The sequence below is a fragment of the Pseudodesulfovibrio portus genome (assembly GCF_026000375.1).
Lineage (GTDB): Bacteria > Desulfobacterota > Desulfovibrionia > Desulfovibrionales > Desulfovibrionaceae > Pseudodesulfovibrio > Pseudodesulfovibrio portus.
Genome location: NZ_AP026708.1, coordinates 2,545,107 through 2,570,701 on the forward strand (window position 1 = coordinate 2,545,107; position 25,595 = coordinate 2,570,701).

21 protein-coding genes are annotated in these 25,595 nt (G+C 64.6%); 5 read left to right on the forward strand and 16 right to left on the reverse strand.

Translation table 11 applies throughout. The features are described 5' to 3' along the window. Nucleotides 1-52: 52 nt before the first annotated feature. Nucleotides 53-1,744: a sensor histidine kinase gene (locus tag OO730_RS12170; RefSeq protein WP_264981733.1), complete on the reverse strand. Its 1,692-nt coding sequence runs from the start codon at nt 1,742-1,744 to the stop codon at nt 53-55. Between the two features lie 223 nt (nt 1,745-1,967). Between OO730_RS12170 and OO730_RS12175 the strand changes: the two genes are divergently transcribed. Continuing rightward, nucleotides 1,968-4,499 (forward strand): sigma 54-interacting transcriptional regulator, encoded by a 2,532-nt coding sequence (locus tag OO730_RS12175; RefSeq protein ID WP_264981734.1) that lies wholly within the window; start codon nt 1,968-1,970, stop codon nt 4,497-4,499. Between the two features lie 12 nt (nt 4,500-4,511). On the opposite strand, the gene OO730_RS12180 is transcribed toward OO730_RS12175, so the two are convergent. The 14 genes from OO730_RS12180 to OO730_RS12245 form a co-directional block, all read right to left on the reverse strand. Then, nucleotides 4,512-6,335, reverse strand: coding sequence for a CobW family GTP-binding protein (locus OO730_RS12180; RefSeq protein WP_264981735.1), 1,824 nt, complete (start codon nt 6,333-6,335; stop codon nt 4,512-4,514). A gap of 62 nt (nt 6,336-6,397) precedes the next feature. Continuing rightward, nucleotides 6,398-7,555 carry a twin-arginine translocation signal domain-containing protein gene (locus OO730_RS12185; protein ID WP_264981736.1) on the reverse strand — a complete coding sequence of 386 codons (1,158 nt, stop codon included), beginning with the start codon at nt 7,553-7,555 and terminating at the stop codon, nt 6,398-6,400. 19 nt (nt 7,556-7,574) lie between these two features. Continuing rightward, nucleotides 7,575-8,993, reverse strand: coding sequence for a hypothetical protein (locus OO730_RS12190; RefSeq protein ID WP_264981737.1), 1,419 nt, complete (start codon nt 8,991-8,993; stop codon nt 7,575-7,577). Nucleotides 8,994-9,062: 69 nt separating this feature from the next. Continuing rightward, on the reverse strand, nt 9,063-9,338 hold the full coding sequence (locus OO730_RS12195) for a hypothetical protein (RefSeq protein WP_264981738.1): 276 nt from the start codon (nt 9,336-9,338) through the stop codon (nt 9,063-9,065). After that, complete coding sequence (locus OO730_RS12200) at nt 9,326-10,117, reverse strand: FadR/GntR family transcriptional regulator (protein ID WP_264981739.1); 792 nt, start codon at nt 10,115-10,117, stop codon at nt 9,326-9,328. Before OO730_RS12200 ends, OO730_RS12195 begins: the two co-directional genes overlap by 13 nt. Nucleotides 10,118-10,349: 232 nt before the next feature. Beyond that, complete coding sequence (locus tag OO730_RS12205; protein ID WP_264981740.1) at nt 10,350-10,874, reverse strand: TonB family protein; 525 nt, start codon at nt 10,872-10,874, stop codon at nt 10,350-10,352. Next, entirely contained in the window at nt 10,871-11,308 is a 438-nt protein-coding gene (locus OO730_RS12210; RefSeq protein ID WP_264981741.1) for an ExbD/TolR family protein, read from the reverse strand. The genes OO730_RS12205 and OO730_RS12210 overlap by 4 nt, the downstream gene beginning before the upstream one ends. After that, complete coding sequence (locus OO730_RS12215; protein ID WP_264981742.1) at nt 11,305-11,910, reverse strand: MotA/TolQ/ExbB proton channel family protein; 606 nt, start codon at nt 11,908-11,910, stop codon at nt 11,305-11,307. Before OO730_RS12215 ends, OO730_RS12210 begins: the two co-directional genes overlap by 4 nt. A 170-nt stretch (nt 11,911-12,080) precedes the next feature. Next, entirely contained in the window at nt 12,081-13,352 is a 1,272-nt protein-coding gene (locus tag OO730_RS12220) for a PAS domain-containing protein (RefSeq protein WP_264981743.1), read from the reverse strand. An 86-nt stretch (nt 13,353-13,438) separates the two neighbouring features. Continuing rightward, the gene (locus tag OO730_RS12225) at nt 13,439-14,617 is read right to left on the reverse strand and encodes a hybrid sensor histidine kinase/response regulator (protein WP_264981744.1); all 1,179 of its coding nucleotides are present in this window, start codon (nt 14,615-14,617) and stop codon (nt 13,439-13,441) included. A gap of 81 nt (nt 14,618-14,698) precedes the next feature. Continuing rightward, nucleotides 14,699-15,682, reverse strand: a complete 984-nt coding sequence (locus tag OO730_RS12230) for an ABC transporter permease (RefSeq protein ID WP_264981745.1) — start codon at nt 15,680-15,682, stop codon at nt 14,699-14,701. After that, entirely contained in the window at nt 15,682-16,722 is a 1,041-nt protein-coding gene (locus OO730_RS12235; RefSeq protein WP_264981746.1) for an ABC transporter permease, read from the reverse strand. The genes OO730_RS12230 and OO730_RS12235 overlap by 1 nt, the downstream gene beginning before the upstream one ends. Then, a complete protein-coding gene (locus OO730_RS12240) occupies nt 16,719-18,194 on the reverse strand; it encodes an ATP-binding cassette domain-containing protein (protein ID WP_264981747.1) in 1,476 nt (491 codons plus the stop codon). The genes OO730_RS12235 and OO730_RS12240 overlap by 4 nt, the downstream gene beginning before the upstream one ends. Before the next feature lie 18 nt (nt 18,195-18,212). Continuing rightward, the gene (locus tag OO730_RS12245) at nt 18,213-19,454 is read right to left on the reverse strand and encodes a BMP family lipoprotein (RefSeq protein WP_264981748.1); all 1,242 of its coding nucleotides are present in this window, start codon (nt 19,452-19,454) and stop codon (nt 18,213-18,215) included. Between the two features lie 335 nt (nt 19,455-19,789). On the opposite strand from OO730_RS12245, the gene greA reads away from it, so the two are divergent. The 4 genes from greA (at nt 19,790) to OO730_RS12265 (ending at nt 24,291) form a co-directional block, all read left to right on the forward strand. Continuing rightward, nucleotides 19,790-20,284, forward strand: a complete 495-nt coding sequence (gene greA / locus OO730_RS12250; RefSeq protein WP_264981749.1) for a transcription elongation factor GreA — start codon at nt 19,790-19,792, stop codon at nt 20,282-20,284. Between the two features lie 64 nt (nt 20,285-20,348). Further along, the gene (locus OO730_RS12255; protein WP_264981750.1) at nt 20,349-21,122 is read left to right on the forward strand and encodes a hypothetical protein; all 774 of its coding nucleotides are present in this window, start codon (nt 20,349-20,351) and stop codon (nt 21,120-21,122) included. Next, on the forward strand, nt 21,122-21,766 hold the full coding sequence (locus OO730_RS12260) for an RluA family pseudouridine synthase (protein WP_264981751.1): 645 nt from the start codon (nt 21,122-21,124) through the stop codon (nt 21,764-21,766). Before OO730_RS12255 ends, OO730_RS12260 begins: the two co-directional genes overlap by 1 nt. Before the next feature lie 344 nt (nt 21,767-22,110). After that, entirely contained in the window at nt 22,111-24,291 is a 2,181-nt protein-coding gene (locus tag OO730_RS12265; protein WP_264981752.1) for a glutamine synthetase III family protein, read from the forward strand. A gap of 105 nt (nt 24,292-24,396) precedes the next feature. Here the strand turns inward: OO730_RS12265 and OO730_RS12270 are convergent, their stop codons facing one another. Beyond that, on the reverse strand, nt 24,397-25,557 hold the full coding sequence (locus OO730_RS12270) for a GAK system CofD-like protein (protein WP_264981753.1): 1,161 nt from the start codon (nt 25,555-25,557) through the stop codon (nt 24,397-24,399). Between the last annotated feature and the right edge of the window lie 38 nt (nt 25,558-25,595).

Here is a 25,595-nt window from a genome sequence, read left to right on the forward strand (position 1 = left end):
ATCAACCGGGCGCAGTGGGAAGCGGTTTGGCCGCTTCCGGGAAAACGCCGCGTCAGGAGGCCTTCATGCCCGGGATGGTCACCGTGAATGTGGTGCCTTCGCCCTTGCGGCTCGCGACCGACAGTTCGCCGCCCATGGAGTCGATGATGGAGTGGCAGACGGACAGTCCCAGCCCGGTGCCCTGGCCCGGTGCCTTGGTGGTGAAGAAGGGCATGAAAATCTTGCCCAGGTGATCACGGCTCATGCCCGTGCCGTTGTCGGACACCGTGATGACGGCGTTCCCCCTGTCGTCCTTCTGGGCACTGACCTCTATTTCGCCGCCCTCGCTCCCGTGGCGTTCCACCACGGCGTGGATGGCGTTGTTGACCAGGTTGATCATGACCTGCTGCAACTGGCCCGGGTCCGCCTGGATGGTGGGGATGTGCGGAGCCACGTCGCAATGCAGCTTGATGCCGTGCACCTGGGCCTTGTTCTCGACCATGGACCATAGCCTGGGCAGGTAGACGGCCATCTCGAGCGGTTGGGTGCAGGGGGCGTCCTGCCTGCCGAAGCGCAGGATTTCCCGGGTGATGGCCGCGCACCGGTCTATCTGGATATTGAGCTGGTTGGCGATGGAGGTCAGTTCGGCCTTCGCTTCATTGTTCTCCCCGTTGTCCGCTTCGCGCTCGGTGATGTCCTTGAGGGTCAGGTCGAACAGGGCCAGGTCCGCTTTCATGATCTGGAGCGGGTTGTTGATCTCGTGGGCGAACCCGGCGGCCATCTCGCCCAGTTCGGCCAGCCGGGCGGCCTGGAGCAGCTGTCCTTCCAGCTTGCGCACGGCCTCGGTCTTTTCCTCCATGGCGTCGGACAGCCGCCGACTGACCACGATGGCCAGCACCACGACCACGGCGCCGCCGCACAGCAGGCAGAGCAGCACGGTGTACCCGGCCATGACCGTGTCGTTGAAGGCCTCGGCCGTCTTCTGGCGGACGATGAGCCGCCATTTCCCGTCGTTGAGCGGGGCCGACGCGGACAGATAGCCCTCGCCGTCCTTCTCGTCGGTGAAGGTCATGAGATCGCCCTGCTGGGGCGGGTAGACGGAGTCGTCCTCTTCCAGCAGCGCGCCGCCCGACCGCCGCCCGGTCTGGAACCGGTTCTCACGGTTCAGGACGTACGCCTCGCCGGAGTCGCCGATGTTGACCGCGTTGACGATGTCCTCGAACACGGCGGAGTTGATGGTCGCCCGCAGGACCCACGGGCGGCCGTCGATGCGCCTGACCACGGCGGCCACGAAGTGCGGCACGTTGCGATAACCCAGAAAGACGTCGCTGACGTAATAGCCCATTCTGAGGGTCTCCACGTACCACGGGGCCTGCCGGTAGTCCTTGTTCAGCAGGTCATAGGGACCGGCGTAGGCGGTGTGGGTCCCGTCCGGGCCGATGATGCCCATGTCCTGGAAGGCGCCGCCGCCGGTCTTGAGCATGGCCGCGACCTCCTGCCGGGCGAACTCCCCGGTCAGGGCTTCGGGCGGCAGCAGGGACAGGAACGACTCCAGGTCGCCCCGCCGTTCCTTCAGGAAGTCGTCGATCATCCTCCGGTGGTCCACCACGGCCTGGCTCAGGGAGGAGACGGCGTATCCTCTGGTGGTTTCGGAAAAGGCGTAGAAACCGATAGCCGCAGTCAACAGAAGCGGGATGGCGGGTACCAGGATCATGGATATGAGGAGCAGGCGGCGAATCTCGCAAGGTTTCGATGGGGTGTTCATGGTGAATGCTCGATTTTTTTGCGCGTGAAGATCAAAAATACCATTGTATTTTAAATAGTTAAAAAATCTCGCAAAAATAAGCCCTTTGCGAGTCGTTGTCCCGTGTAATTAAGCAATCGTCGTGCCAGAATTGGTTTGACAAACGGTTTGCGCGGGAATAACGGCAAAGTGTGACCAGGTATTGCGCGCATTGCGCTGCCGCGACTTGCAACAGGAGGTGTTCATGCCCACCGCGCCCGCCACATCTGATAGGCCCAAGCCGGACAAACGGTTTTTTGTCGGGCGGTTTCCGGTTTTCGGCCGGGTCGTCCGCCGGTTCGGCCTGCGTGGAAAGCTGCTCCTGGCCCTGCTGCCGCCCATCGTGGCGGTCCTGCTGGCCACGGGGTATGCCTCGTACACGGTGACCGAGGAGTTCATCGACATCGCCCTGGAGCGGACGGTGAAGCTGCACACCCTGGCAGTGGCCCACGAGGTGGAGCAGTACCTGGACGAATGCCGCAGGGACCTGCTCTTCCTTGCCCGCGGCGACCTGTCGGCTGACGGGCTGCAGACCGTGTTCGAGCGGCGCATGGGCGTGGGCGGCAAGGCATACTTCGAGTTGTGCTTTGTCCCGGCCACGGGCGGCGATCCGGTGGCCATGGTCCGGCAGGGGGACATCGTCCGCCGCATGGGCGCGGACGGCCTGGCCAAGGTGCGGCCCAACCCCTTTGCCCAGCTGGACATGCTGGCCTCCCTGGCCGACGGGCAGGTGGAGGTCTCGGACGTCGTGGAGGTGACCTATCCCATGCCCACCGCCGCCGCAGCCAACCGGTACGAGACGCGACAGGTCATCCGGCTGGTCACCAGGGTGCCGGGCAGCGACACCACCCCGCCGGGGCTGCTCTTCATCTCCCTTGAAGCCGCCAAGCTGCGCAACATCCTTTCCTGGTACAACTCGGACAAATCGCCGTTGTGGGCCTTTCCGCGCAGCGACGAGTTGCGCTTCAGCTATTTCCTCAACCGGGACGGGTGGATGCTTTTTCAGTCCGAGGACTACGCGCAGGGGGACAAGCCCCTGACCACCTATCTGGCCCGCGAGAACTTCTCCGGCACCCTGGGCAAGGCCGGGCAGGAAGCGGCCTTCCGGCCGAACGAGAAGTACCTCCGCTACTGGACGGTGGTGGAGGACATCCGCAAGGGCGAGAGCGGTCTGAGGAAGGTTGCCCAGGAGCGGGGGGGCAGGTCCGCAGTGGACTCCTATTACTTCGGCTACGCTCCCGTGGTATTCCTGTCCGTGCCGGGCCGGGAGCCCGAGGTGCTGGGCGGGGTTGTCTTCGTGGACCGGAGCCAGCTTCCCGTGGTGGCCGGCTACAAGAACCTCGACGTGATGCTGTTCGTGACCATTGGCGCCATCATACTGATTTCGTTTTTCATCTTCTGGTTCGGTCGGATTCTGACCAAGCCCATCCGTGAGCTGGCCGCCGAGGTCAACTCCATCAGTTCCCTGGAGGACATGGAGGAAATCCGTCTGCCGTATTCAGGGTTCGACATCACCACCCTGCAGGAGTCCATCAACAACATCATCCGGCGGGTCCGCCACCAGGTGGAGGAGATTCAGGCCAGGGATGAGGTCATCCTCAACGTCAACAAGCGCGAGCGTGCCTCCCTTGACCGGGAGAAGGGAGTCCTGGCCGAGGCGGAACTGAGCCGCATCCCGGAGATCGTGGGCACCGGGCCGGCCATCGCCAACCTCAAGGTCAACATTCTCAAGGCCGCCCAGGTGGACGTGGACGTGCTCATCACCGGCGAGACCGGAACCGGAAAGCAGCTGGTGGCCGAGGCCGTGCACAACCACGGCAGCCGCAGCGAGAAACCGTTCGTTTCCATCAACTGCGGGGCGCTGGACGAGAACCTGCTCCTGGACGCCCTGTTCGGCCACGTCAAGGGGGCCTTTTCCGAGGCCAAGGACGACCGCAACGGCGCCTTCGTGGAGGCGGACGGCGGCACCCTGTTCCTGGACGAGATCCAGTCCGCGTCGCCCAAGGTCCAGCAGTCCCTGCTCCGGGCCCTGGCCTCCCGGCGGATCAAGCCCCTGGGCAGCGACCGGGAACTGGTCGTGGACGTGCGCATCGTGGCCGCCACCAACGTGGACATCCCCTCGCTGATCGAGAACAGGACCTTCCGCGAGGACCTGTACTATCGGCTGAAGGTGGTCTCCATCACCACACCGGCCCTGCGCGAGCACCGGGAGAACATCCCGCTGCTCAGCGTCTACTACCTCAGGCAGGCGGAGCAACTGGCCGGTCGGGAGACCCTGGACCTGAGCAAGGGGGCGCTGGCCAAGCTGGTGGCTTACGACTGGCCCGGCAACGTCCGCGAGCTGGTGAACTGCATCACCAGGGCTGCGGTGATGGCCGAGACGGACATCATCCAGGTCGAGGAGATTCGTCTGGAGAACGAGGCGTATGCGCTGTATCCGGTGCCCGATGCGCAGGAGAAGGATTCGCCGGAACCGGAGGACGCGCCCCGAAGCGTTCCGGACCGCCCGGCGATCGTGAAGCCGTCGCCCGCCGAGCCGGAGCTGAACCCGCGCCAGAAGGAGGCGTGGCCGCAGATCCGCAAGCGGGAACGGGTCACGCGCAAGGAGTACCAGGATATGGTCGGGGGGGACTTGTCTTCCCGGACCGCCATCTATGATTTGCAGGACTTCGTCAAACGCGGGCTGCTGATCAAGCGGGGCCGGGGACCGTCCACCACCTACGAGGTGGTCGGCTGATCCGGGCCTGCATCAAGCGCCGACGGCCGAGCGGAACGCCCCGGCGATGCGTTCTGCGTTCCGGCCGATGATGACCACGAAGCAGTCCCCGGCGTCCTCGGCGGGCGTCAGGTCGTGGTGTCCCGGCACGTACTGGAACACCTCGGGCGCGGCGGCGTCCGTGAACCGGACCACGCCCTTGGCCCGGAGCACGTCGTCCGGAAGCCCGGCCACGCCGTCCCGGAAGGATTGCCGGTCCAGGGGCGATTCGAAATCGATGAGCGCGCTCTGGATGGAGTCGTCCTCGTGGGTGGCATGATGGCCGCCCATGGGCGGCAGGAACGGGGCGGGCCGGTTGAGCCGTTTGCGGAAGTTGACGCCGTAGAGCGCCGTGGACGGGACGTTGCCGTGGGTGGTGCGGTGGATGTCCGCCGTGGGGTTGAGGTCGCGGATTCGCGTCTCCAGCTCGCCCAGGGCGTCGCCGTCCGCCAGGTCGGTCTTGTTCAGGAGCAGGATGTCGGCCAGCCTGACCTGGCTGCGGGCCACCTCATGGTCCGTGAGGGCGCGCAGGCCGCAGGCCGCGTCGAGCACCGTGGTCACGGAAGCGAATTCGAGCATGTCGTCCAGGTCGGCGATCTCCGACAGCAGGTTGGCCGGGTTGGCCAGCCCCGTGGTCTCCAAGACCACGAAATCCGGTTGAAATTCAGACAGGATGCCCGTCAGGGCCGCGCGCAGGCTGCCTGCCAGCGTGCAGCAGACGCACCCCTCGTCCACCTCGGTCACGGCGTAGTGCTGGCCGAGCAGCTTGCCGTCCAGCCCCTTCTGGCCGATCTCGTTCTGGACCACGGCCACGAACCCGTTGCGTCCGGCCTGTTCCTCGATGAACCGGGCCAGGAACGTGGTCTTGCCCGACCCGAGGAACCCGGTCAGCAGGATGAGCCTCGGCTTTTCCGTGATGCCCATGGTCCGCTTGTCCAGGGAGTTGGCCGCGCCGGGGATGTCGCCGGTCAGCCAGGGTGCGCCGTCGAATTCGGCGGGCAGCGGGTCGGGCGCGTTCCAGGCGAGGTCGGGGACGGACATGTCCGGGTTGTCCGGCACGGCCATGTTCCAGCCGAGGCCGAAGCGGACGTCCCTGCCGTCGGGCGCGGGTTCGGACTTCATCCCGGCGTCGCCGCCGTAGACCCTGCGCATGCCGGGCCGGGAGGAGCGGCTGAGGGATTGCGGCCCATGGCCCATGCAGTATGAGGCCGAGGCGGCCAGGGATTCGAAAAAGGGCAGGGCCGTGTCCAGGGCGGGCAGGTCCTGGTCCGTGCCGCCGGGAGCGACGGCCTGCACCGGGCCGTTCTGCGTGGTCACGGTGACGCCGTCCAGGGCGGTGACCGTGTCCCTTTCCGGCGCGGTCAGGGCCAGCGACACGCCCGGGCCTTCCGGGCTGAAGTGGATCTCCACCACGGCCACGGTGAACAGGGAGCGCAGGTCGTCGTACAGGGTGAATTCGCGCACCCGGTCGAGGTAGTCCGGGGCCTGGGCGGCGATGCCCGCCTCGATGGAAAAGGATTCCACCAATTCTTCTTCAGGGTCCGGGAAATAGACGATGCCCATGGTGGCCAGGCCCGCGCCCCCCTGGTCCATGGCGTTCAAAAGATAGAGCCCGAACACGCCGGTCATGCCCGTGACCTTGGCGGTCAGCCCGCCCTTGCCCTTGGCGCAGTCGCGCACTCCGCGCCATCCCAACCGGTGGCGCACGCCGGGGATGAAGTTGGCCCTGGTGATCAGGGCGCGGGGCAGTTCCACGGCGGCCTGCACCGGGTTGTCCAGCAGGGCGGGGGGGAGCAGGGTGTTCAGTCGTCCGTGCATGTCGGCTCCGAAATAGGGGCGGCCGCCCCCCGAAGGGGGACGGCCTGGTTGATGGGGGCTGGTTAGCCGAAGGTTATGGTGTCTCCGTTTCCGAGGTAGGCCTTGTCCTTGGAGCGGAACCGGGCGGTTCCCTCGACCACCGGATACCCGGCGGTGATGAACTTCTTGGCGCAGAGCACGCCGGTGCAGTGGTTGCAGCCGATGCGCTCGAAGCCGTAGTCGCCCAGGGAGATGACCAGGTCGTCGTACTTGGGGTCCCAGTCATCGAACGGCGAGATGTGCAGCCCGCCGTAGATGCCGTAGCATTTGTCGTTCTCGTACTTGATCTCGGTGTAGGCGGTCTCGGCGAAGCGGATGATGCCCTGGTGGCAGCAGCCGGTGACGGAGACCAGTCCCTTTTCGGCCACGTTGAAGTAGAGCGACTGCTCCCCGTACACGCGGCAGATGATGGGGATGGCGAACACGTAGCTCGCCATGCCCGGGATGACCGGGTTGAGGCCGGTCTTGACCGTGATCAGCTTGCCCTTGTGGCCGCAGTCCTTGATGTACTGCAGCCCCTCGGGGTAGAAGCCTTCCGGGATGTAGATGGTGATCTCGGGGTCGTACTTCAGCGCCACCGGGAGGCCCCAGAAGTGGTCGAAGTGCTCGTGGGAGAAGAACAGGGCTTCGATCTCCTTGTTCTCGAGCATCTTGTCGATGCCTTCCCGCTTGAAGCACTCGTCGCACCACTTGTAGGACCAGCCCACGTCCAGGAGGAACTTGCGCTTGTTGCCGCTCATTTCCTCCACCTCGACCAGGGCCGCGTAGCCGCCCGCGTTGTCGGGGTTGACCGAGTTGGCGTGGATGATCTCCCACGCTTCGTCGAGCTTGTTGGGCAGCAGGTGCTTGATCTGGGCGATGCCCTCGTCGTAGGAGCCCTTGCCGAGGCCCTTGCCGTTGCCGAAGGGCGGCCAGTTGTAGTCGTACTGGTTGACGAGCAGCCCGCCGGCGCCCTTGATGTCGCCCATGAGCGTGCCGTTGTCGAACCAGCTGGTCTCCGAGATGTTGGTGACCTTGACGGACCGGCACATGCCGATATCGGTCATCTTGCGCTCGGCCTGTGTAAAGTGCTGTTTGCGTGCGGGCGAGTATGAATACAGCCCCATGGCGCCCAGCAGGCCGACGCCCACGCCGGTTGCGGCTCCCTTCAGGAAGTCGCGTCGATTCATGTTGTCTGACATGCGATTCTCCTGTTCCGGGCTATTTGCCGGGGATGATGTTGACGGCCGCGTACACTGCGGGCAGGGCCCAGACGGTGACGAAGTAGAAGACCACGCCCATGACGATGCCTGCGGTCAGGCCCACGCCGAACCGGGGGGTCCAGCGGACGTCCCTGACGGCTTCCGCGCGCGCTTCGTGATCGGATTCGATCTCTTCCGCGGTCTTCGGGACCATCTTCCATGCGGGCCAGTTGTCCATGAACCAGTGGTGGACCAGCCAGATGTTGACCAGCCAGATCATGGGGATCATGGGGAACTGTTGCGGATGGGAGAAGCCCTTCTGGGTGCCCAGGAACAGGTGCGAGGTCTTGTAGTACACGATGTACAGGGCGATTGCGCCGACCGTGGTCGCGACGGTGCGGATCAGCACGTTGACGGGCATGGAGTACTTCTTGGGCCAGTTGTCGCAGTAGAAGGTGATGAACAGGGCCGGGACCAGGAAGAAGATGGCCATTTCACCCACGTGCAGCCAGCGCCAGTCGGGCGCGAATGCGCGGCGGGTTCCCCTGATGGCTTCGCCCCAGGTCAGTTCCTGCGCGAAGTAGAGGAAGAAGTGCATGGCCAGGGCGATGGCGATGATGCCGAAGAAGCATGCGAACCGCCGTGCCCAGTCGTTCTTGATCAGGTTGAAGGGATAGCGTTCCCAGATGGTTTCCACCAGCCAGACCACCACGGTGCAGCACATGATCCACGACACGTGGAAGTTGCCGGACACGGTGTCCGCGAACTGTTCCCAGTACGGCGGCGCGATGGAGGTGAAGTACTGCCACGGGTGATACAGGATGCCCATATGCGGGTGCATGGTCACGAAGTAGACCACCGTGGACAGGAAGAAGGTCATCACCAGGATGGAGAAGCCCTTGGCGGGCTGGGTGAGCTTCTGCCACGGCGCTTCTTCCATGGCGACCACCCATGCCGGCGAGAGCCAACTGGCGATGGCCGCGAACATGAGAATGGCGAGGGCCGAGTACTCGATGGCGAAGAAGCTGGTCACGCCGGGCAGCTTCTCAAGCTGTTCCGGGTTGAAGTAGGCCAGGCCGTAGTTGCCGAGCAGGCCTTCGAAGAAGCCCTTGATCAGGGCCACCAGGATGACTGCGGAAATGATCGTCAGGATCGCTCCCTTGATCACCGGATGCGTTGTCTCAAGCCATTTGCGCTTGAACGGCCAGAAGTTGAAGATGTAGACCATCCAGATCATCATGATCAGCCACCAGCGGCAGTACATGTAGCCCACGTACGGCGTGTACATGCGCATGATGCCGCGCGGGTCCTGGAAGATCCACCAGGTCGCGTAGAATACGGCGAGCGTCAACACCAAGCTGACCAGTGCGGGAATGGGTCCCGACCAGCGCTTGACGAGTTTGCGCTCCTCCAAGTAGCCTTCGCCAAACCGTTCCATAAGTAACCTCCTCGTTGCAGGGGTTGCCGGGTTGCGGGCCCCACCCCGTCTCCCGGTCGTGTTCGGTTGTCATTGCCCGGCGCTTCGCGGGCCGCTCCCTGCCATGGCTTCGTATACGGCCTTGAGCAGGGTTTCGCGGTCCGTGGAGTCCGGGTCCAGCCCCAGTCGTTGTGCTTCCATAGAAAGCATTTCCGGGGGGAAGTCCCCGGCGATGGCCCCCAACCCGTCCGCCATGCGCGATGCGCTCCGCGGCACGGGTTGATCATCGCCGACGGCCTCGGCGGCACCGTGCCGCCCGGCCTTGAGACCTCCCCTGAAAAGTTGTCTGCGCGTCATGCTTGCCATGTCTGAATTCCCTCGTCCTGTTCCGCTTTCTCCCTCAGGGAGCGGAAGATCAGATCGTTCATGGGCACCTGCTCGCGTTCTTCCAGAACTCGGCACATGCGCAAGAAGTAGTTGGCCGTTATGGACCGGGCCCACTCCGCGTCCCGGGCGCGGAATGCGTGCAGGAGCTTGATATGGTCCGCGAAGATCGCCTCGCGCTCGTCGCGGCGCATGGAGAAGAAGAAGTCGTAGGCGGGCATGTCCGCCGAACATATCTGCTCCACGGTCCGCACCAGGAAGTCGTTGCCCGTGCCCACGGCGATGAGCCGGAAAAAGGTCAGGCTCTCGGACCAGACCCGCTCGGTGGACTCCTGGAAAATGGAGCGCGAGATGTTCACGCTGCACCGCTTCAACTCGTCCAGGTGGCGTTCGCCGATGCGCTCTGCCGCGTGCTCGGCCACCATGGGCATGATCATGTAGGCCGCTTCCAGCTGGTCGGCGATGGCCTTTTCAGGGCTCAGGTTCAGGTCCAGGGGGTTGTCGTGGGCGCTGGAGATGCCCACCCGGAGGTAGCAGCCGCTGCCCCGCCTGATGGAGACCAGCCCCCGCGCCTCCAGGGAATGGAGGATGGATCGCAGGGTGTTGCGGCTGACGTCGAGCAGCTCCACGAGCCTGCGTTCCGGCGGCAGCCTGTCGCCGGCCTTGAGTTCCAGGTCCTGGATGACCTGCCCGAGTTTTTCAAGCGCCTTGTCTTTCTTTCCCATGGGAGACACGCCGTCCTTGCACTGTTGTTGTGCCATTGGAGTTACCAATTACCGGTCCGCAACATCGACAGACAAATATATTTTGCCGATGGTGTTATATTGGACCAGAAATTAGCATTTTTTGACCCAATAAGACAATTGGTAGAACCAACTGTATTTCCGACTACAAAAGTGTGGTTGAACCAGTTGGGAATCGGTCCTGAAAAAAGGAGCCGCGCCCGGCGATGCGGACGCGGCGGAATGACGGGGCGAGGAGCCGGGCGACCGGCTACAGGTTGTACTGGTACTTGACGGCCACGGACAGGTTGAAACGTTGCCCCTTGAGGATGTCCGGGCGCTTGACCCGGCCGCTGGCGGCGAGGATGGCGTTTCCGGCCGCACGGTCCAGGGCCGGATCGCCCGAGGACCTCCGGATGCGGACGTCCGCAAAGGTGTCGTCGTCCCGGATGCTGAAGGAGTACAGGACGTTGCCGATGAGGCCGGACAGGTCTCCGCCCGCCTGGAACTTGCGCCGCTCGACGGCCTCCCTGACCTGCTGGAAGTAGCGGCGGCGGGCCTGCCTGAGCAGCCGCCTGGCCGCGCTATCCGCCGAGTGTTCGCTGCCCGTGTCCACGGCCTGCTCCAGGGCCATGCCGTCCCCGGCAGGGACGTCGGCGGCGATGGCGAAGTCAGCCGGGATGATCATCTCGTCGCCGCCCGCCGGGTCGTCCATCCGCCAGTCCAGGTCAAGCCCCCACATGTGCAGGAAAAACGAGGCCGCGATGCAGAGGCCGAGAATCTGGTTCCGCGTCATGGCCGTCCCCCTGCCCCGGCGTGCCCGTCGGTGGACCGGGTGACGATGACCAGGTTGCTGAACCCGTGCGTCCGGACGAGGTCCACGATGCGCACGAAGTCCTCCACCCGGGCCTCGGGGTCGGCCTTGAACAGGATGTTCTGCGGCTGTTTGCCGAAGGGCAGCCCGGCGATGACCCGCAGCCGGTTGTCCAGGGCGTCCCGGGTGATGGGCATGGCGTCCCAGGAAAGCCCGCCGTCCGCGCGCAGCTCGATCTCCATGGAGGTGCCGTACACGGGCGTGGAGGACTCCGCCGGGGGCAGGTCCATGTCCATGCCCCTGGCCGCGAACACCGTGGAGACCACGAAGAAGATCAGCAGGATGAAGACCACGTCCAACAGCGGGGTGATGTCCGGCGCGGCCGGGCGCGGCCTGGCGCGTGTCCAGGAGATCATGCCCGGTCCCCCGGAGTTTTCAGCTGGTCGAGAAAGACGTTGGCCGCATGCTGCATGGCGTAGGCGGTCTTTTCGTACTGGTTGCAGAACCAGCGGTGGGCCAGCAGGGCCGGGAGGGCCACGGCCAGCCCGGCGGCGGTGGTCAGCAGGGCCTGCCAGATGCCGTTGGCCAGGAGGGTGATGTCCACGTTGCCCGAAGCGGACAGGTTGGAGAAGGTCGAGATCATGCCGATCACGGTGCCCAGCAGCCCCATGAGCGGGGCGGCGGTGGCCACGGTGGCCAGGAATTCCAGCCGCCTGTTCAGGGCGAAGAGCAGCCCTTCCCCGGCGTGCAGGATGTCCTTTTCCTTGCGCTCAACGGGCTGGGCGCTGAAAAAGGCGGCAAAGAGGGGCGCGTAGAACGGGGCCGCGTCCTCCATGTGTTTCAGGGCCGATTCGGCCTGGTTGTCCCGGAACAGGGCCAGGGCCGGGTCGAGCTTGTCGGGCGAGGGGAAACGTCGGGTGGTGTAGGCGAGAAACCGTTCGGCGATGACCGCCAGGGAGAGGATCGAGAGGGCGAGAATGGGCCACATCATGAGGCCGCCCTGTTCCAGGATATTCATGTTTGACTCCGTCAACGAGTTTGAACGTCAATGCGAAACGCTCTGTCGATGTCGGCTGGTGTGGGGAGCGGCCGTCTGCTCGGCAGGTGAGAAACCTCGTCCGTCCGGGGGCTTGGACGGGCACGGGAAGAATCGTATACCGTCTCCGGCCGGAATTCAAGGGGGGCGGATCAGCTCCCGCCGTTTCGGATGCGGAGGGTGTTGACGGCCTCGTTGAGGGAGACCAGGACCGTGTCGAAGGCGTCGGGTTTCATGCCCACGAACCGTTCCGGCTCCGTGGAGCAGAGGATGAGCACCGTGCGCAGCACGTCGTTCTGATAGAAGGGCTTGGCATAGTAGGAACGGATGCCGCGCGGGATGAACAGGGCCCAGTCGATGGGCTTGATGGAGTCCATGGTGTCGTCCACCACCAGGTGGTCCAGGCCGAAGCGGTCGATGTCTTCGGCGATGGTCCCCCGGTAGGAGAACTTCTCGCCCGGCTCCATGTCCGCCAGGGGCGTTCCCGCTCCAAAGACCTGGACGGTGTCGTTCTTGGCCCGGATGTCCGAGAGCATGACCGCGTTGCACCGCTTGCTGATGTCAGGGTGTTCCAGGGCCTGGCTGAGCATGGCGGCCAGGTTGGGCGCGTCGCTGAACGCGGCCTGGACGTTGCGTCTGAGCCTGCCCGCGTCCTTCCGGTCGTTCTGCACGGGCGTGACCGACATGCGGACCAGGGCGGTCTGCTTCCACGGCACCCAGCGCAATTCGGCCTCGGCCTTGAGGGGCTCGCCCTGGTAGGTGTTGAATGCGAGCTTCCCGCTCCACGGCTGGTAGGGCAGGTCGTTGAGGATGGCCCCGAGGTGTTCGAGGGAATGGGACGAGATTTCGGTGAAATGGGGCAGTCTGCCGGTGGTCGGGCTGGGCAGGCCGAACAGGTTGCGGGCCGCGGCATTGGCCTGGCGGAGCCTGAGCGACTGGTGGTTGATGAGCAGGATCGGGGTGGGCACGTTGTCGATGCGCATGCGCGAGGCCGCCTCGCTGCGCTGGATGTCCCGGATCACGTCCACGGTGTCGCCCACGTCGAGGAGATAGCCGTAATAGTAGCGGGGGTCCGATGAATTCACCGCCCCGGTGAGCTTGAGCCACATGATGGAGTCCGCCGGGGTGTGCACCCTGAAGACCGTGGCCATGGTCTTGCCCTGGCTGACGGCGTCCAGGAATCTGTCCAGCAGGTGGGCGTCTTCGGGCAGGAGCATCTGCTTGCGGAAGGCCCGGTTCTTGAGGAACAGCCGGGCCGAGTCGCCCAGCGGATACAGCGGGTAGTCGTTGAGAAACTCGATGCGCGAGCGGGCGATCTCGATGCGCCAGAGCAGTGCCGGGAAATCGTCGACAAAGCTCCTGAGATCCTGAATCGGTATGTCGTGGCCGACCTTCTGGCCTTCCGGTGTGGTGTCATGCGTCATGGTGGTTCCTCTTGACGCTATGGTGGTACTGCAATTGATTTCGGCGGTCAACGGGGTGTCGCCGGGAAAGCAGCCGTCTTTGGGGATCACTCCCCGACCTTGGTGAAGGGGAGGGAGATGAAAAAGGTGCTGCCTTTGAACTGTTCGGTCTCGAACCAGATCTTCCCGCCCAGTTTCTCCACCAGATATTTGGAGATGGTCAGGCCGACGCCCGATCCGCTGAGTCGTTTGGTCATGACCTTTTCGCCGATTTCGAAGCTGTCGAAGATGGTATCCAGCTTGTCCTCGGGGATGCCGACACCCGTGTCCTTGACCGTGAAAAGGATCATGACCTTGTCCGTGTCCGTCCCAGCGAAATTGTCGGGGTCGATGCGGACGTCCAGGCTGACGTAGCCCTTTTCCGTGTAGCGGAAGGCATTGAGAAGGAGGATGTTCAGGGCCTGCATGGTCTCGGCGGGGGCTCCGTGCACCGACTGCGGCAGGTCGCCGCTGGCGTTGAATCTGAATTCGATGCCCTTTTTCTCTGCGTAGGCCTTGTAGATGGCCGCCTTCTGGGAAACGGCCTTCATGAAGTCGAAGGCCTTGAAATCGATGACCAGGGCATCGGATTCGAGCATGGTCAGGTCGAGCAGCTGGTCGAAAAGATTGGCGAGATGGCCGGCCCCCTGGTTGATGGGGCGGATGAGCTCGAGGCGTTGCGGGTCGGTGTCCATCTCAAGCAACAGGCTGGAAAGCCCCATGATGTGGTTGAGCGGGGTGCGCAGTTCGTGGCTGATGTTGGCCAGGAAGGCGGACTTGGCGCGGCTCGCGTCTTTCGCCTTTTCCCTGCTTTTCTCCAGTTCCTCGGTCCGCTGGCTGACCTTGGCCTCCAGCTCCTGGTTCTGGTTGTACAGGGCCAGATGGGTCTTGATCCGGGCCAGGACAATGGCCGGGTTGACGGGCTTGGTGAGATAGTCCACGGCACCGATGGCCAGCCCGAGGGCCTCGTCCTCGATCTGGGTCTTGGCCGTGATGAAGATGACGGGAATCTTTTGCGTGCGGGGATCGCTTTTGAGGCGGCGGCATACGTCGTACCCGTTCATTTCAGGCATCATGATGTCGAGCAGGATGATGTCCGGCAGGGAATCCTGGACGATTTCCAGCGCGGTCATGCCGTTCAGGGCGACCTGCAACTCATAGTCATTCCTGAGGATTTCTACAAGCAGGTCGATGTTCAAGCGGTTGTCGTCAACAACGAGGACGGTTGGGCGGTCGGGTGATTCCATGGTGCTCCCGCTCGGGTTTACGTTCTGATTTTCTGGGAGAGTATGTCTCCCTGATCAGCGGAGTCAATTATAGACCGACGATTACAATCCTTTTTTGGGGTCGAAATCCTGGCCGAGGGCGGCGGGGGCCTCTATGGGCCAGGCTCCCGAACATTTTTTGAACAGCGGGTGGCGGCGGACGATGTCCTGTACCCAGCCCATGCGGCCCATGTTCACGGCGAGCAGCGTCAGGATCATCATGGGGAAGGGGGCCACCTGGAAGACCGGGGCCGGGATGGAGGGGAAGATTTCCTGAAGGTGGATGCCCGCCACCTGGAGTGCGGCGAAGAAGAACGCGCCCAGCGCGCCGCGTACCGGATGCCAGCCGCCGAAGATGACGATGGCCAGGGCGATCCAGCCCGCGCCCTCGCACCCCTGGGGGCGGCCCCAGCCCGGCTTCACGGCCAGGGAATAGGCCGCACCGGCCAGGCCCACCAGCGCGCCCCCGGCCAGGCAGTAATACAGGCGGACCAGGCGCACCCGGATGCCGCGCCCGAAGGCCGCGCGCGGGGATTCGCCCACGGCCCGGAGCCGCATGCCGCCCTCGGTGCGGTACATCCACCACCAGCAGAATCCGATGGCGAAAAGGCTGAGGTAGACCACCGGGGATTGGGAGCCGAAGATCGGCCCGGCCAGCGGGACGTCGCCCAGTCCGGGGATGGTCCACAGGCCGAGGTCCGGTCCGGGCTGGCGGGAAAAGGTGTGGCCCAGGAAGTAGGCCAGGTCGCGGCAGAGCAGGGTGAGGATGAAGCCGACGGCCAGTTGGGACTGGCCCAGAAAGATGCCGATCAGGCCGAGTGCCCCGGCGATGGCCGCGCCCACGCCCGCGCCCGCCAGCACGCCGAGCCACGGGGAGTCGAAGGTGGCGGCGCAGGCAAAGGCGGCCATGGCCGACAGCAGGATGGACCCGTCCAGGGAAAGGTTGATGATGCCCGCCTTCTCGGTGAGCGTTTCACCCAGCGTCGCCAGGACCAGGGGCGCGCCCGCCATGAGAACCGCGGCCACGGTGAATGCGAATGTTTCCATCAGTCGGCCCCCTTTCTCTGTTTGAGCCACAGCCGCAACCCCTGGATGATGAACAGGGACAGGACCATGACGCCCTGGATGACGCCGGACAGGGAGGAGTCGAGTCCCATCTGGAGGGGCAGCTGGATGGAGCCCACGTTGAGCACGGCGAAGAACAGGCAGATGAAGGGCACCAGGGGGAGCCGGAACGAGGCCATCATGCCGACCATCAGGGCGGTGTACCCGTAACTGGAGGAGATGGACGGGAGCAGCCGGTGGTAGACGCCCAGCACCTGGGTGGCGCCGGCCAGCCCGGCCAGTGCGCCGCAGAGCATGAAGGCCTGGAGCAACCGGCGGCGCGGCCCCAGGGCGAACAGGGTGGCGGCCTTGGGGTTTTCGCCCACGGCGCGCATCTTGAGCCCCCACCGGGAGCGGTGGAGCAGGACGTAGACCGCCAGGATGGCGGCGAATGCCAGGACCAGGCCGACCCAGCTCACGGACAGGGCGCCCAGCCGGGGCAGCCACAGGGAGATGTCCAGGGGCTCGGTGCCGGACATGGAGGCCACGCCGGGCCGTTTCCACGGGCCGAAGATGAGCCAGAGGGTCACGCCCAGGGCCACGAAGTTGAGCCCCAGGCCGGAAAAGATTTCATGCACCCGGCCGAACACGCGCAGCAGCCCGGACAACAGCGCCCAGAACGCGCCGCCGACCATGGCGGCGCAAAGGGCCAGCCCGATGTGCAGGGCCCCGCCGTCGTCAAAGGGGCGCAGGGCGGCGGTGCAGAAGATGGCCCCCATGATGACCTGGCCTTCCACGCCGATGTTCCACAGCCGGGCCGTGAACGGGATGAGCAGCCCCACGGCGCACAGGGTCAGCGGCACCCAGCCCGCCAGCACCCGGCCGAACTTGGACAGGGAGCCCAGGCCGCCCTTGAAGAGCACGTAGATGGTCTCCAGCGGCGGCGCGCCCAGGGGCAGGCAGACGATGACGGTCAGCAGCAGGGCCAGTGCCAGGGCGGCCAGGAACCAGCCGGTCTGCGCCAGGAGGGATTCGCGGTTCATGAGCGCGCCTCCCGGATGTCTTCCCAGGTCTTGCCGGCCATGAGCGCGCCCACGGTTTCCATGTTGATGTCGTCGCCCTCGACCACTGCGGCCAGGGCCCGGTCATAGAAGACCACGACCCGGTGGCTGTGCTCCAGGACCTCGTCCAGGTCCGGGGAAAAGAAGATCAGGGTGGCCCCGTCCGCACACCGCCCCTTGAGGTGGTTCCAGACCTGCTTGGCCGAGCCCGCGTCCAGGCCGCGCGTAGGGTGCTCCATGAGCAGGAGCCTGACCGCGTCGGGCATGAGCGAGAGCAGGAGCCGCTGCTGGTTGCCGCCGGACAGCTCGACGGCCTGGGTGTCGGGGTGGGCCTGGAGGTTGAACTTGTCCACGCACTGGTCGCGGTAGAATTCGTCCAGGCCGTCCTTGCGGTCCGGGAAGGCCAGGGTGATGTGCTCCATGAGGTTCAGCGCCGGGAACAGGGCCATCTGCAGCCGGTCCGCCGGCACGAATTGGACGCCCGCCCTGCGCAGGGTGGGGAAGTCGTTGGAGCGGTAGGTGACGCCGTCGAGAGTCAGGGACCCGCCGGGCATGCGGTCCAGGCCGCACAGCCCGCGCAGGAACAGCTCCTGGCCCGAGCCGTCCAGCCCGGCCAGGCCGATGCATTCGCCGGGCCCGGCTTCGAAATTCAGTCCGCCCATGGAGTACTTCGGTCCCGCGAACAGGGTGTCGCGCATGATCAGGCGCGGGGGTGCGTCGGCGACCAGGTCGGGCAACCCGTCCTCGACCCCGTCGGCGGCGTCGCCGAACATCAGGTGGACCAGCTTCTTCTCGTCGTAGGGGGGCTCGAGGGTGCCCACCAGCGCGCCCTGGCGCATGACGAAGATGGAGTCCGCCATCTCGAAAGCCTCGGACAGCTTGTGCGTGACCAGGATGATGGTGTGCCCCTCTTCGCGGGCCAGCTTCATGAGCAGGTCGAAGAGGTCCCGCTTCTGTTCCGGGGTGATGCCCGTGGTGGGCTCGTCCAGGATCAGGGTGGTGGCCCCCAGGTCGAGGAGCCGGAGCAGTTCCAGGAGCTGGCGCTCGCCCACGGTCAGGGAGGACACGGGCTCGTCGGGCAGGAAGCAGGCGTCCAGCCGGAAGGACAGCTCGCCGATGATGTCCACCACCTCGGACTTGGACCGTTTGGGCGCGCCGAGCTGGAAGTTCTCCCAGACCGGCATGGCCGGAAAGTCCAGGGGGTCCTGGTAGAGCATGCCCACGCCCTTTTCACGGGCCAGGGTGGGCGTGAGAAAGGTCAGGGGTTCGCCCTTGAAGGTCAGGGTGCCGGACGTGGGCCGGGTGTGCCCGGCCAGCACGCGCATGAGCGTGGACTTGCCTGCGCCGTTTTCCCCGACAAGGGCATAGATGCGGCCGGGCTCGAGTGTCAGGCTGATGCCGTCGTTGGCCCGAACCCGGCCGTAATGCTTATGTATGTCGTCTAATACGATCATGTGTATCCGATACGGAGGCTATTCGGCGCTGGAGAGTCCTTCCATGCCCTGCAGCAACTGGTGCATGTACCAGATCTGCTTGTCCGTGGCGGTCTCGCCTTCATTCAGGAACGGGGTGCCGTCCTGGTAGTTCAGCGGGCCGGTGAACAGGTTGACCTCGCCGGAGCCGAGCTTGGCGATGAACGTGTCCAGGGCGTCCCTGGTCCCCTCGGTCATGCCTTCGCCGCGGGCGAAGCCCACCGGGGACAGGTCGGGGTCGTTGTAGTTGGCCCAGTAGGGACCATCCCACTCGAAGCCGGGCTTGTAGGAGCCGTCGGCCACCTGCTTGGCGATGCGCAGGAAGCCCGGGCCCCAGTTGAAGTAGGGCACGCCGAGGCAGACATTGCCCTGGCCCTCGCAGGCCTTCTCGAAGTCGTAGGGCAGGGCCCAGACGTTCTTGCCGGCAGCGGCGCGCTGCTTGGCCACGGTCACGGCCTCGGGGGTGTCGATGCCGGAGATGAGCACGTCGTAACCCGCGTCGATCAGGGAACCGGCCACCTGGGTCGGGTCGGAGGTCACGCCGGGGATGTTGAACCAGAAGCCGATCCACTTGACGTTGAAGGACAGGTCCTTGAGGTCCTTGCCCCGGACTTCGGTCCAGGCGTAGGCGGCGCCGAGGTAGGCGGCGGACATGAGGCGGCGGGTCTCTTCATTGACCAGGGGGCCGACCACGCCGATCTTGCCGGTCTGGGTGGTCATGGCGGCGGTGAAACCGGCCATCATCTTGGAGTATTCCATCTTGGCGAACAGGTTGCCGAGGTTGGCCGGGGCCTTGCCGGTCCAGACGGCGTCGCCGGAGACGTGGACAAAGGTCTTGTCGGGGTGCTGGGCAGCGGCTTCCAGGATGCCGTCCTTCATGTCGTCGGAACCGGCGATGATCAGGTCGGCGCCCTTCTCGATCAGGTCGTCGGCCACCTGGGGGATGGTCAGGCCGGGGCGATCAGCCGGGTTGACCTTGTCCAGGTAGACGAGCTTGGCGCCCATCTTGGCTTCCACGTATTTGCAGCCTTCATACTGGGCCTGGCTGTAGCCCTTGTCGTTGTATGGGCCGACAAGGATCAGGCCGATGGTCAGGGGCTTGGCCTCATCCTTTTTCACTTCGGCGGCGGGCGCCGGGGCTTCGGTCTTGGCCTCTTCCTTTTTGGGCTCGGACGAACAGCCCAGAGCCGCGAGCAGGCAGATGCTCAGCGCAAACGCTGCCAGGGTACGAATCTTAAACATCCTCATCCTCCGAAATGGTTTCCTCGGGAACGGGGTTCCCTCCGGGTTTTTTTCAATACCGACAACGGCAGAAACACCTGCCGAAAAGTCTATTTTTGGACCGTAATCCGGGGTCGTGTCAACCGATTCCTGGCTTTTCCCGCCTGCGGGATTCCTCCCCGCCCGCAGGGGGCCGATCCGGGTGGACTTGACCAGCGGAGCCGGATGGGCTAACCAAGGGCTTGTCAAGAGTGAATGACGTGAGTGCAGCCGCGCAGCTTTTCAAACGGGAGCAGCGCGGCATGCATCTTTTTTTTACTTTTTTCGCCAGAAATCAGTCAGTGAGGTTTTGAAACATGGATCGCATCCCTATTTCCAAGCAGGGCTTTGAGAAGATATCCCAGGAATTGACCGACCTCAAGGCGCAGCGCCCGGCCATCATCCAGGCCATCAAGGAAGCGCGCGAAGAGGGCGATCTGTCCGAGAACGCGGGCTACGACGCCGCCCGCGAACGCCAGGGCATGCTTGAAGCCCGCATAACCTACATCAATTCCCGCATGCCCCTGTTCGACGTGTTGGACCTGGACTCCCTGTCCAGCGACAGGGCCATTTTCGGCTCCACCGTGGAGGTCGAGGACATTGATACCGAGGAAGTGAAGACGTTCACCCTGCTCGGCCCCGACGACGCGGACCACAAGAACGGCTCCATCTCCGTCCTCTCGCCCATGGGCCAGGCCCTTATCGGCAAGGAAGAGGGCGACGAGATCATCGTCGACGCCCCCCGCGGCCGGATCGAGTACGAGATCCTGTCCGTCAAGTTCCTGGGTTCCGACGGCCTCAAGATCAAATAGCGCATCGCGGCCGGACCGTGTACACTCGCCCCGTCGCGCGCAACCCGCGACGGGGTTTCTTATTATGATGATGGAATTGATCGATCTTCCCGGGGAACACGACCCGACCATAGCCTGCCGGGGGGCGTGCGCCCGGTGCGGGGGGGAGCACGTCCTGCCCGTGGGGCCGGCGCGGGAACCCGCCCTGGCCCTGTTTGCGCGCATGGAGCGGGAAGGGCGCATCGATTTCGACAGTGGAGAGCCTGACCCGCGCTTCTCCACCGGCTACCTGTTCGGCGAGGCCCGCGGACAGATGTTCGGCGTGCTCGCGGTGCGGGACGGAAAGGGGCGCACCGGCGTGCTCAAGGCCTTTTCCGGCCAGTACAATTCCGTCTGGGAGGTGGACGGCTGGGTCCCCCCGCTCCTCGATGTGAAGCGGTTCCGGGCGGACACCTTCGAGGGCGAGCAGCGCATCAAGGCCATGGGCCGGGAGATCGCCGGGCTGCCCTCGGACTCCCCGGTGCGGCGGGTGCTGATCTACAAGCGCAAGAAAGCGTCCCAGGTGCTCATGGGGGCGATCCACGCCATGTTCCGGCTGCCCAATTTTCGCGGGGAGCAACTCCCGCTGCCCCTGGCCGTGCACGGCGAGACCGGCGTGCCCACGGGCACCGGCGACTGCTGCGCGCCCAAGCTGCTCGGCTACGCCGCCCTGCACGGGCTGACCCCCCTGGGAATGGCCGAATTCTACTTCGGCCGCACCAACCGGTCCGGCTCCAGGGAGCACGGGAAGTTCTATCCCTCCTGCCTGGACAAGTGCGGCCGCATCCTCGGGTTCATGCTCTGCGGGATGGAGGCGTGATGCATATTCCCCCCGGACTCGACGTCGTCTTTGAAGACAAGCACATCGTGGTGGTGAACAAGCCGAGCGGGCTGCTGTCCGTGCCGGGCAAGGGCGAGGCCAACCAGGACTGCGCGGCCGCGCGGGTCAAGGAATTGTACCCGGGCTGCATCGACCAGCCGTCCGTGCACCGCCTCGACCAGGACACCTCCGGGCTGCTCCTCCTGGCCCTGACCGAATCGGCCCACCGCACCCTGTCCATCCAGTTCATGGAAAAGCTGGTGGGCAAGCGGTACATCGCGTTGCTCGACGGCCTCGTGGACGGGGAGTCCGGCGTCATCGACCTCAAGTTCCGCCTGGACCCGGACAACCGTCCCTACCAGGTTTACGATCCGGACAAGGGCAAGCAGGGCGTGACCCGGTGGCGCAGGCTCGGTGTGGAAAACGGCCGCACGCGCGTGGAGTTCATGCCCCTTACCGGGCGCACCCACCAGCTCCGGCTGCACTCGGCCCACGAGAAGGGGCTCGGCGTGCCCATCGTGGGCGATCGGCTCTACGGAACCGGCACCGGGCCGGGTCAGCTCAAGCTCCACGCATGCACCCTCAGGTTCCGCCACCCCGCCACACGGCAGCCCATGGAATTTCATGCTCCCGCCCCCTTTTAGGGCGTTTTGCGCGGCTCTATCCGGTACGCCTTTTTTGTGAACTGCGGATATTCGCATTTATGTCATCTAAAAAACCAAGTAAAACAAGGTGTTTTAAACTGGTCGATTTTGTTTTTGATAAAAATGTAAAAAAATAACCGCAAAAAACCGCCTGAAAATACATTTTCGTAGCTTTGTCGATTTTCGGTGACGGCCGTCAATTTTTATCTATCTGCTATTATTGACTTTATAATGTTTGGCACGGACCTTGGTAAGAGGAACGCCTAGACCATAAAGGGTCAGGCGCCCTTGCCATTCCGGGAGAACCGGAAAATACATTTCAATAGCCTGGAAGGAGCATTTACATGAGCGGATACCAGACTCGTCAGAACGCGATCAACGCGGTCACCAACTACACTCCGAAAGTGGAGACCCTGAACTTTGCCGAGACCACTCCCACGGAGATCTTCGGGTCCAACGTCTTCAATGACAGCGTCATGAAGAACATGCTTCCCAAGGAAGTGTACAAATCCCTGATGGCCACCAAGAAGGCCGCCCAGAAACTGGATCCCTCCATCGCCGGTCCGGTTGCGGCCGCCATGAAGGAATGGGCCATTTCCAAGGGTGCCACCCATTACACCCACGTTTTCTACCCGCTGACCGGCCTGACCGCTGAGAAGCATGACGGTTTCCTGTCCCCCGACGGCGACGGCGGCGCCATCGCCGAGTTCGACGGCAAGCTCCTGATCCAGGGCGAGCCCGACGCTTCCTCCTTCCCGTCCGGCGGCCTGCGCGCCACCTTCGAAGCCCGCGGCTACACCGCCTGGGACGTGACCAACCCGGCCTACATCCTGGAAAATCCCAACGGCACATTCCTGTGCATCCCCACCGCCTTCGTCTCCTGGAAAGGCCACGCACTGGACAAGAAGACCCCGCTGCTGCGCGCCAACCAGGCCCTGAACAAGGCCGGTCGCCGCTTCCTGGCCCTCTTCGGTCACGATGACGGCGAAATGATCGTTTCCAACGCCGGCCCCGAGCAGGAATACTTCCTCCTGGACCGCAACTTCTATTTTGCCCGCCCGGACCTGATGGTCTGCGGGCGCACCCTGTTCGGCGCCAAGCCCGCCAAGGGCCAGGAGCTGGACGACCACTACTTCGGCGCCATCCCGCGCCGCGTGCTCTCCTTCATGATGGAAGTGGAGCGTGAACTCTACAAGCTGGGCGTGCCGGTCAAGACCCGCCACAACGAAGTGGCCCCCGGCCAGTTCGAGATCGCCCCGGTCTACGAGCAGTCCAACCTGGCCACCGACCACAACCAGATGGTCATGACCACGCTGAAATCCGTGGCCAAGAAACACGGCATGGCCTGCCTGCTGCACGAGAAGCCCTTCGCGGGAATCAACGGCTCCGGCAAGCACCTGAACTACTCCATCTCCACCGCCTCCCAGGGTTCCCTGTACTCCCCGGGCGACACCCCGCACGAGAACATGCAGTTCCTGGCCGTGACCGCCGCCACCATCCGCGCCGTGGAAAAATATTCCAAGCTGCTGCGCGCCGTTGTCGCCACCGCAGGCAACGACCATCGCCTGGGCGCCAACGAAGCGCCCCCGGCCATCATCTCCATCTTCCTCGGTGAAGAGCTGGCCGAGATCTTCAACCAGATCGAACTGGGCGACCTCAAGGGCTGCAAGTCCAAGGGCTGCCTGCAGGTCGGCGTGGACACCCTGCCCGCCCTGCCCATGGATTCCGGCGACCGCAACCGCACCTCCCCGTTCGCCTTCACCGGCAACCGCTTCGAGTTCCGCGCCGTGGGCTCCAACCAGTCCATCGCCGGTGCCCAGGTTGCCCTGAACACCATCCTCTCCGAGTCCCTGGACTACATCTCCGACGAGATCGAGAAGCTGCTCAAGAAGAAGACCTCCCTGAACGAGGCCTGCCAGAAGGTCATCCAGGGCATCATGAAAAAGCACGGCCACGTCATCTTCAACGGCGACGGCTATGCCGATGCATGGCAGAAGGAAGCCAAGAAGCGCGGACTGCCCAACCTCAAGACCACGCCCGACGCCCTGCCCGCCATTGTGGACAAGGAAGTCGTCAAGGTCTTCGAGAAGTACGAGGTCCTGTCCAAGGACGAACTGCACTCCCGCTGCGAAGTCTACCACGAGCAGTACAACCAGCATATCCTGACCGAGTCCCTGATGACCGTGAAGGTCGCCAAGACCATCATCCTGCCCGCCGCCATCCGCTACCAGGGCGAGCTGGCCGAAACCGCCGCCGCCATCAAGGCCGCAGGCATCAAGCCGCGCACCACCCTGTTGCAGGAAGTCACCGACCTGCTGCGTGATCTGCAGGCAAGCATCGTTGCCCTGGAAAAGCTGGTGGCCAAGGACTCCTTCAAGTCCGTGGAAGAGGAAGCCAAGTACAAGTGCACCAAGGTCCTGCCCGCCATGCTCGCCATCCGCGAAGTGGCCGACGCGCTGGAAGGCGTGGTCGCCGACGACCTCTGGCCCCTGCCCAGCTATCAGGAAATGCTCTTCATCAAGTAGTTCCGGCAGACACGACACACAATCGAGGGGCCCGCATTTGCGGGCCCTTTTCTTTTGCCTTTCCGGCTGCGCGCGGCTCGTGATGGCGGGCCGTCCGCCCGGGGATCAACTCAGGGAGAGGAGGGCTTCGGCCAGGAGCCGGGGGTCGGCCAGCGGGGCGCTCTCCGGGCTGACCAGGGGGCGGTCCACGACTTCGAGGCCCTGGTCGACAAGGGCGGCTTGATCGACGGCGTTGGGGTAGGGCCCGTTTTTCGAGTCGATGAGCACGGCGGTGAGGACGGCCCGGTCGGCGGGCGCGCCGCTTCGGCGCAGCGTCTCGGCGAGAACGCGGGCCTGGGCGGCCACGCCGAGGTCGAGATTTTCCGGATCAGCGGCGGTGTTGGGAACGAACACCTTGGGGCAGGGGGCGGCGGCCACGGCCCTGCCCACGCCCCGGGGGAGCAGGTTGGCGACGATGCTCGTGTAGAAGCTGCCCGGCGGGAAGCAGATGAGGTCCGCCCCGGCGATCAGCTTTTCGGTCTCGGCGCTGATGGACGGCGTCACCGGCTCCGGGCTGTCCTGTGATGCGGTCAGCCAGACGTCTTGGACGGGCGAGGCGAGCGGGTCGGCCTCCTTGCCGGTCAGCAGGTGCTGGCCCACCACCACCCGGCCGTCCTCGAGCCTGGCCGCCAGGTGCAGGTCCTGGCCCAGGATGGGCCGAACCACGCCGCGGACCCGGGCCAGCCTTGAAAAGATCTCGATGGCCGGGTCGATCCGCCGTCGGTTGGAGAGATATCCGGCGGTCAGCACCAGGTTGCCGAGGCTCGCTCCCTTGAGATCGAAGTCCGGCGGCATGGCGGCGAGAAAGCGATGGAAATGGACGAGGATGATGGTGCGCATGGGGTCGGGGATGTGCCGGATCAGCGGATGTTCGCCCTCGGCCATGCTTTCGAGTTCGCGGAGCAGCTCGGCCTGGTCCCGGTCCTTTGCGAGGCGGTGGGTGAAGAGGGCGAAGATTTCCGGCCCGCCCGGGGCCGTCTGGTCGGCCAGGGCCATGAGGCGGTTGCGGATGTCGCCCACGGCGGGCATGTGGAAGGCCCGCCTGATCACGGCGGAACTGCCGCCCGAGTCGAACGGGGTGACCAGGTGGATGGAGTTGTGCGTCGAGCGGATCAACTCCCCGGACGTGTCGCGCAGGGCGGTCCCGCCGCTGAAGAACAGGATGCGCGGCCCCCGTTCGGGCCCGCTTTGGTTTTGTCCCTGCCGTCTTTGGTCCGTGTGTTCCATGCGTATGTCCATACGTTCGAAAGCCCGCCGAAATCAAT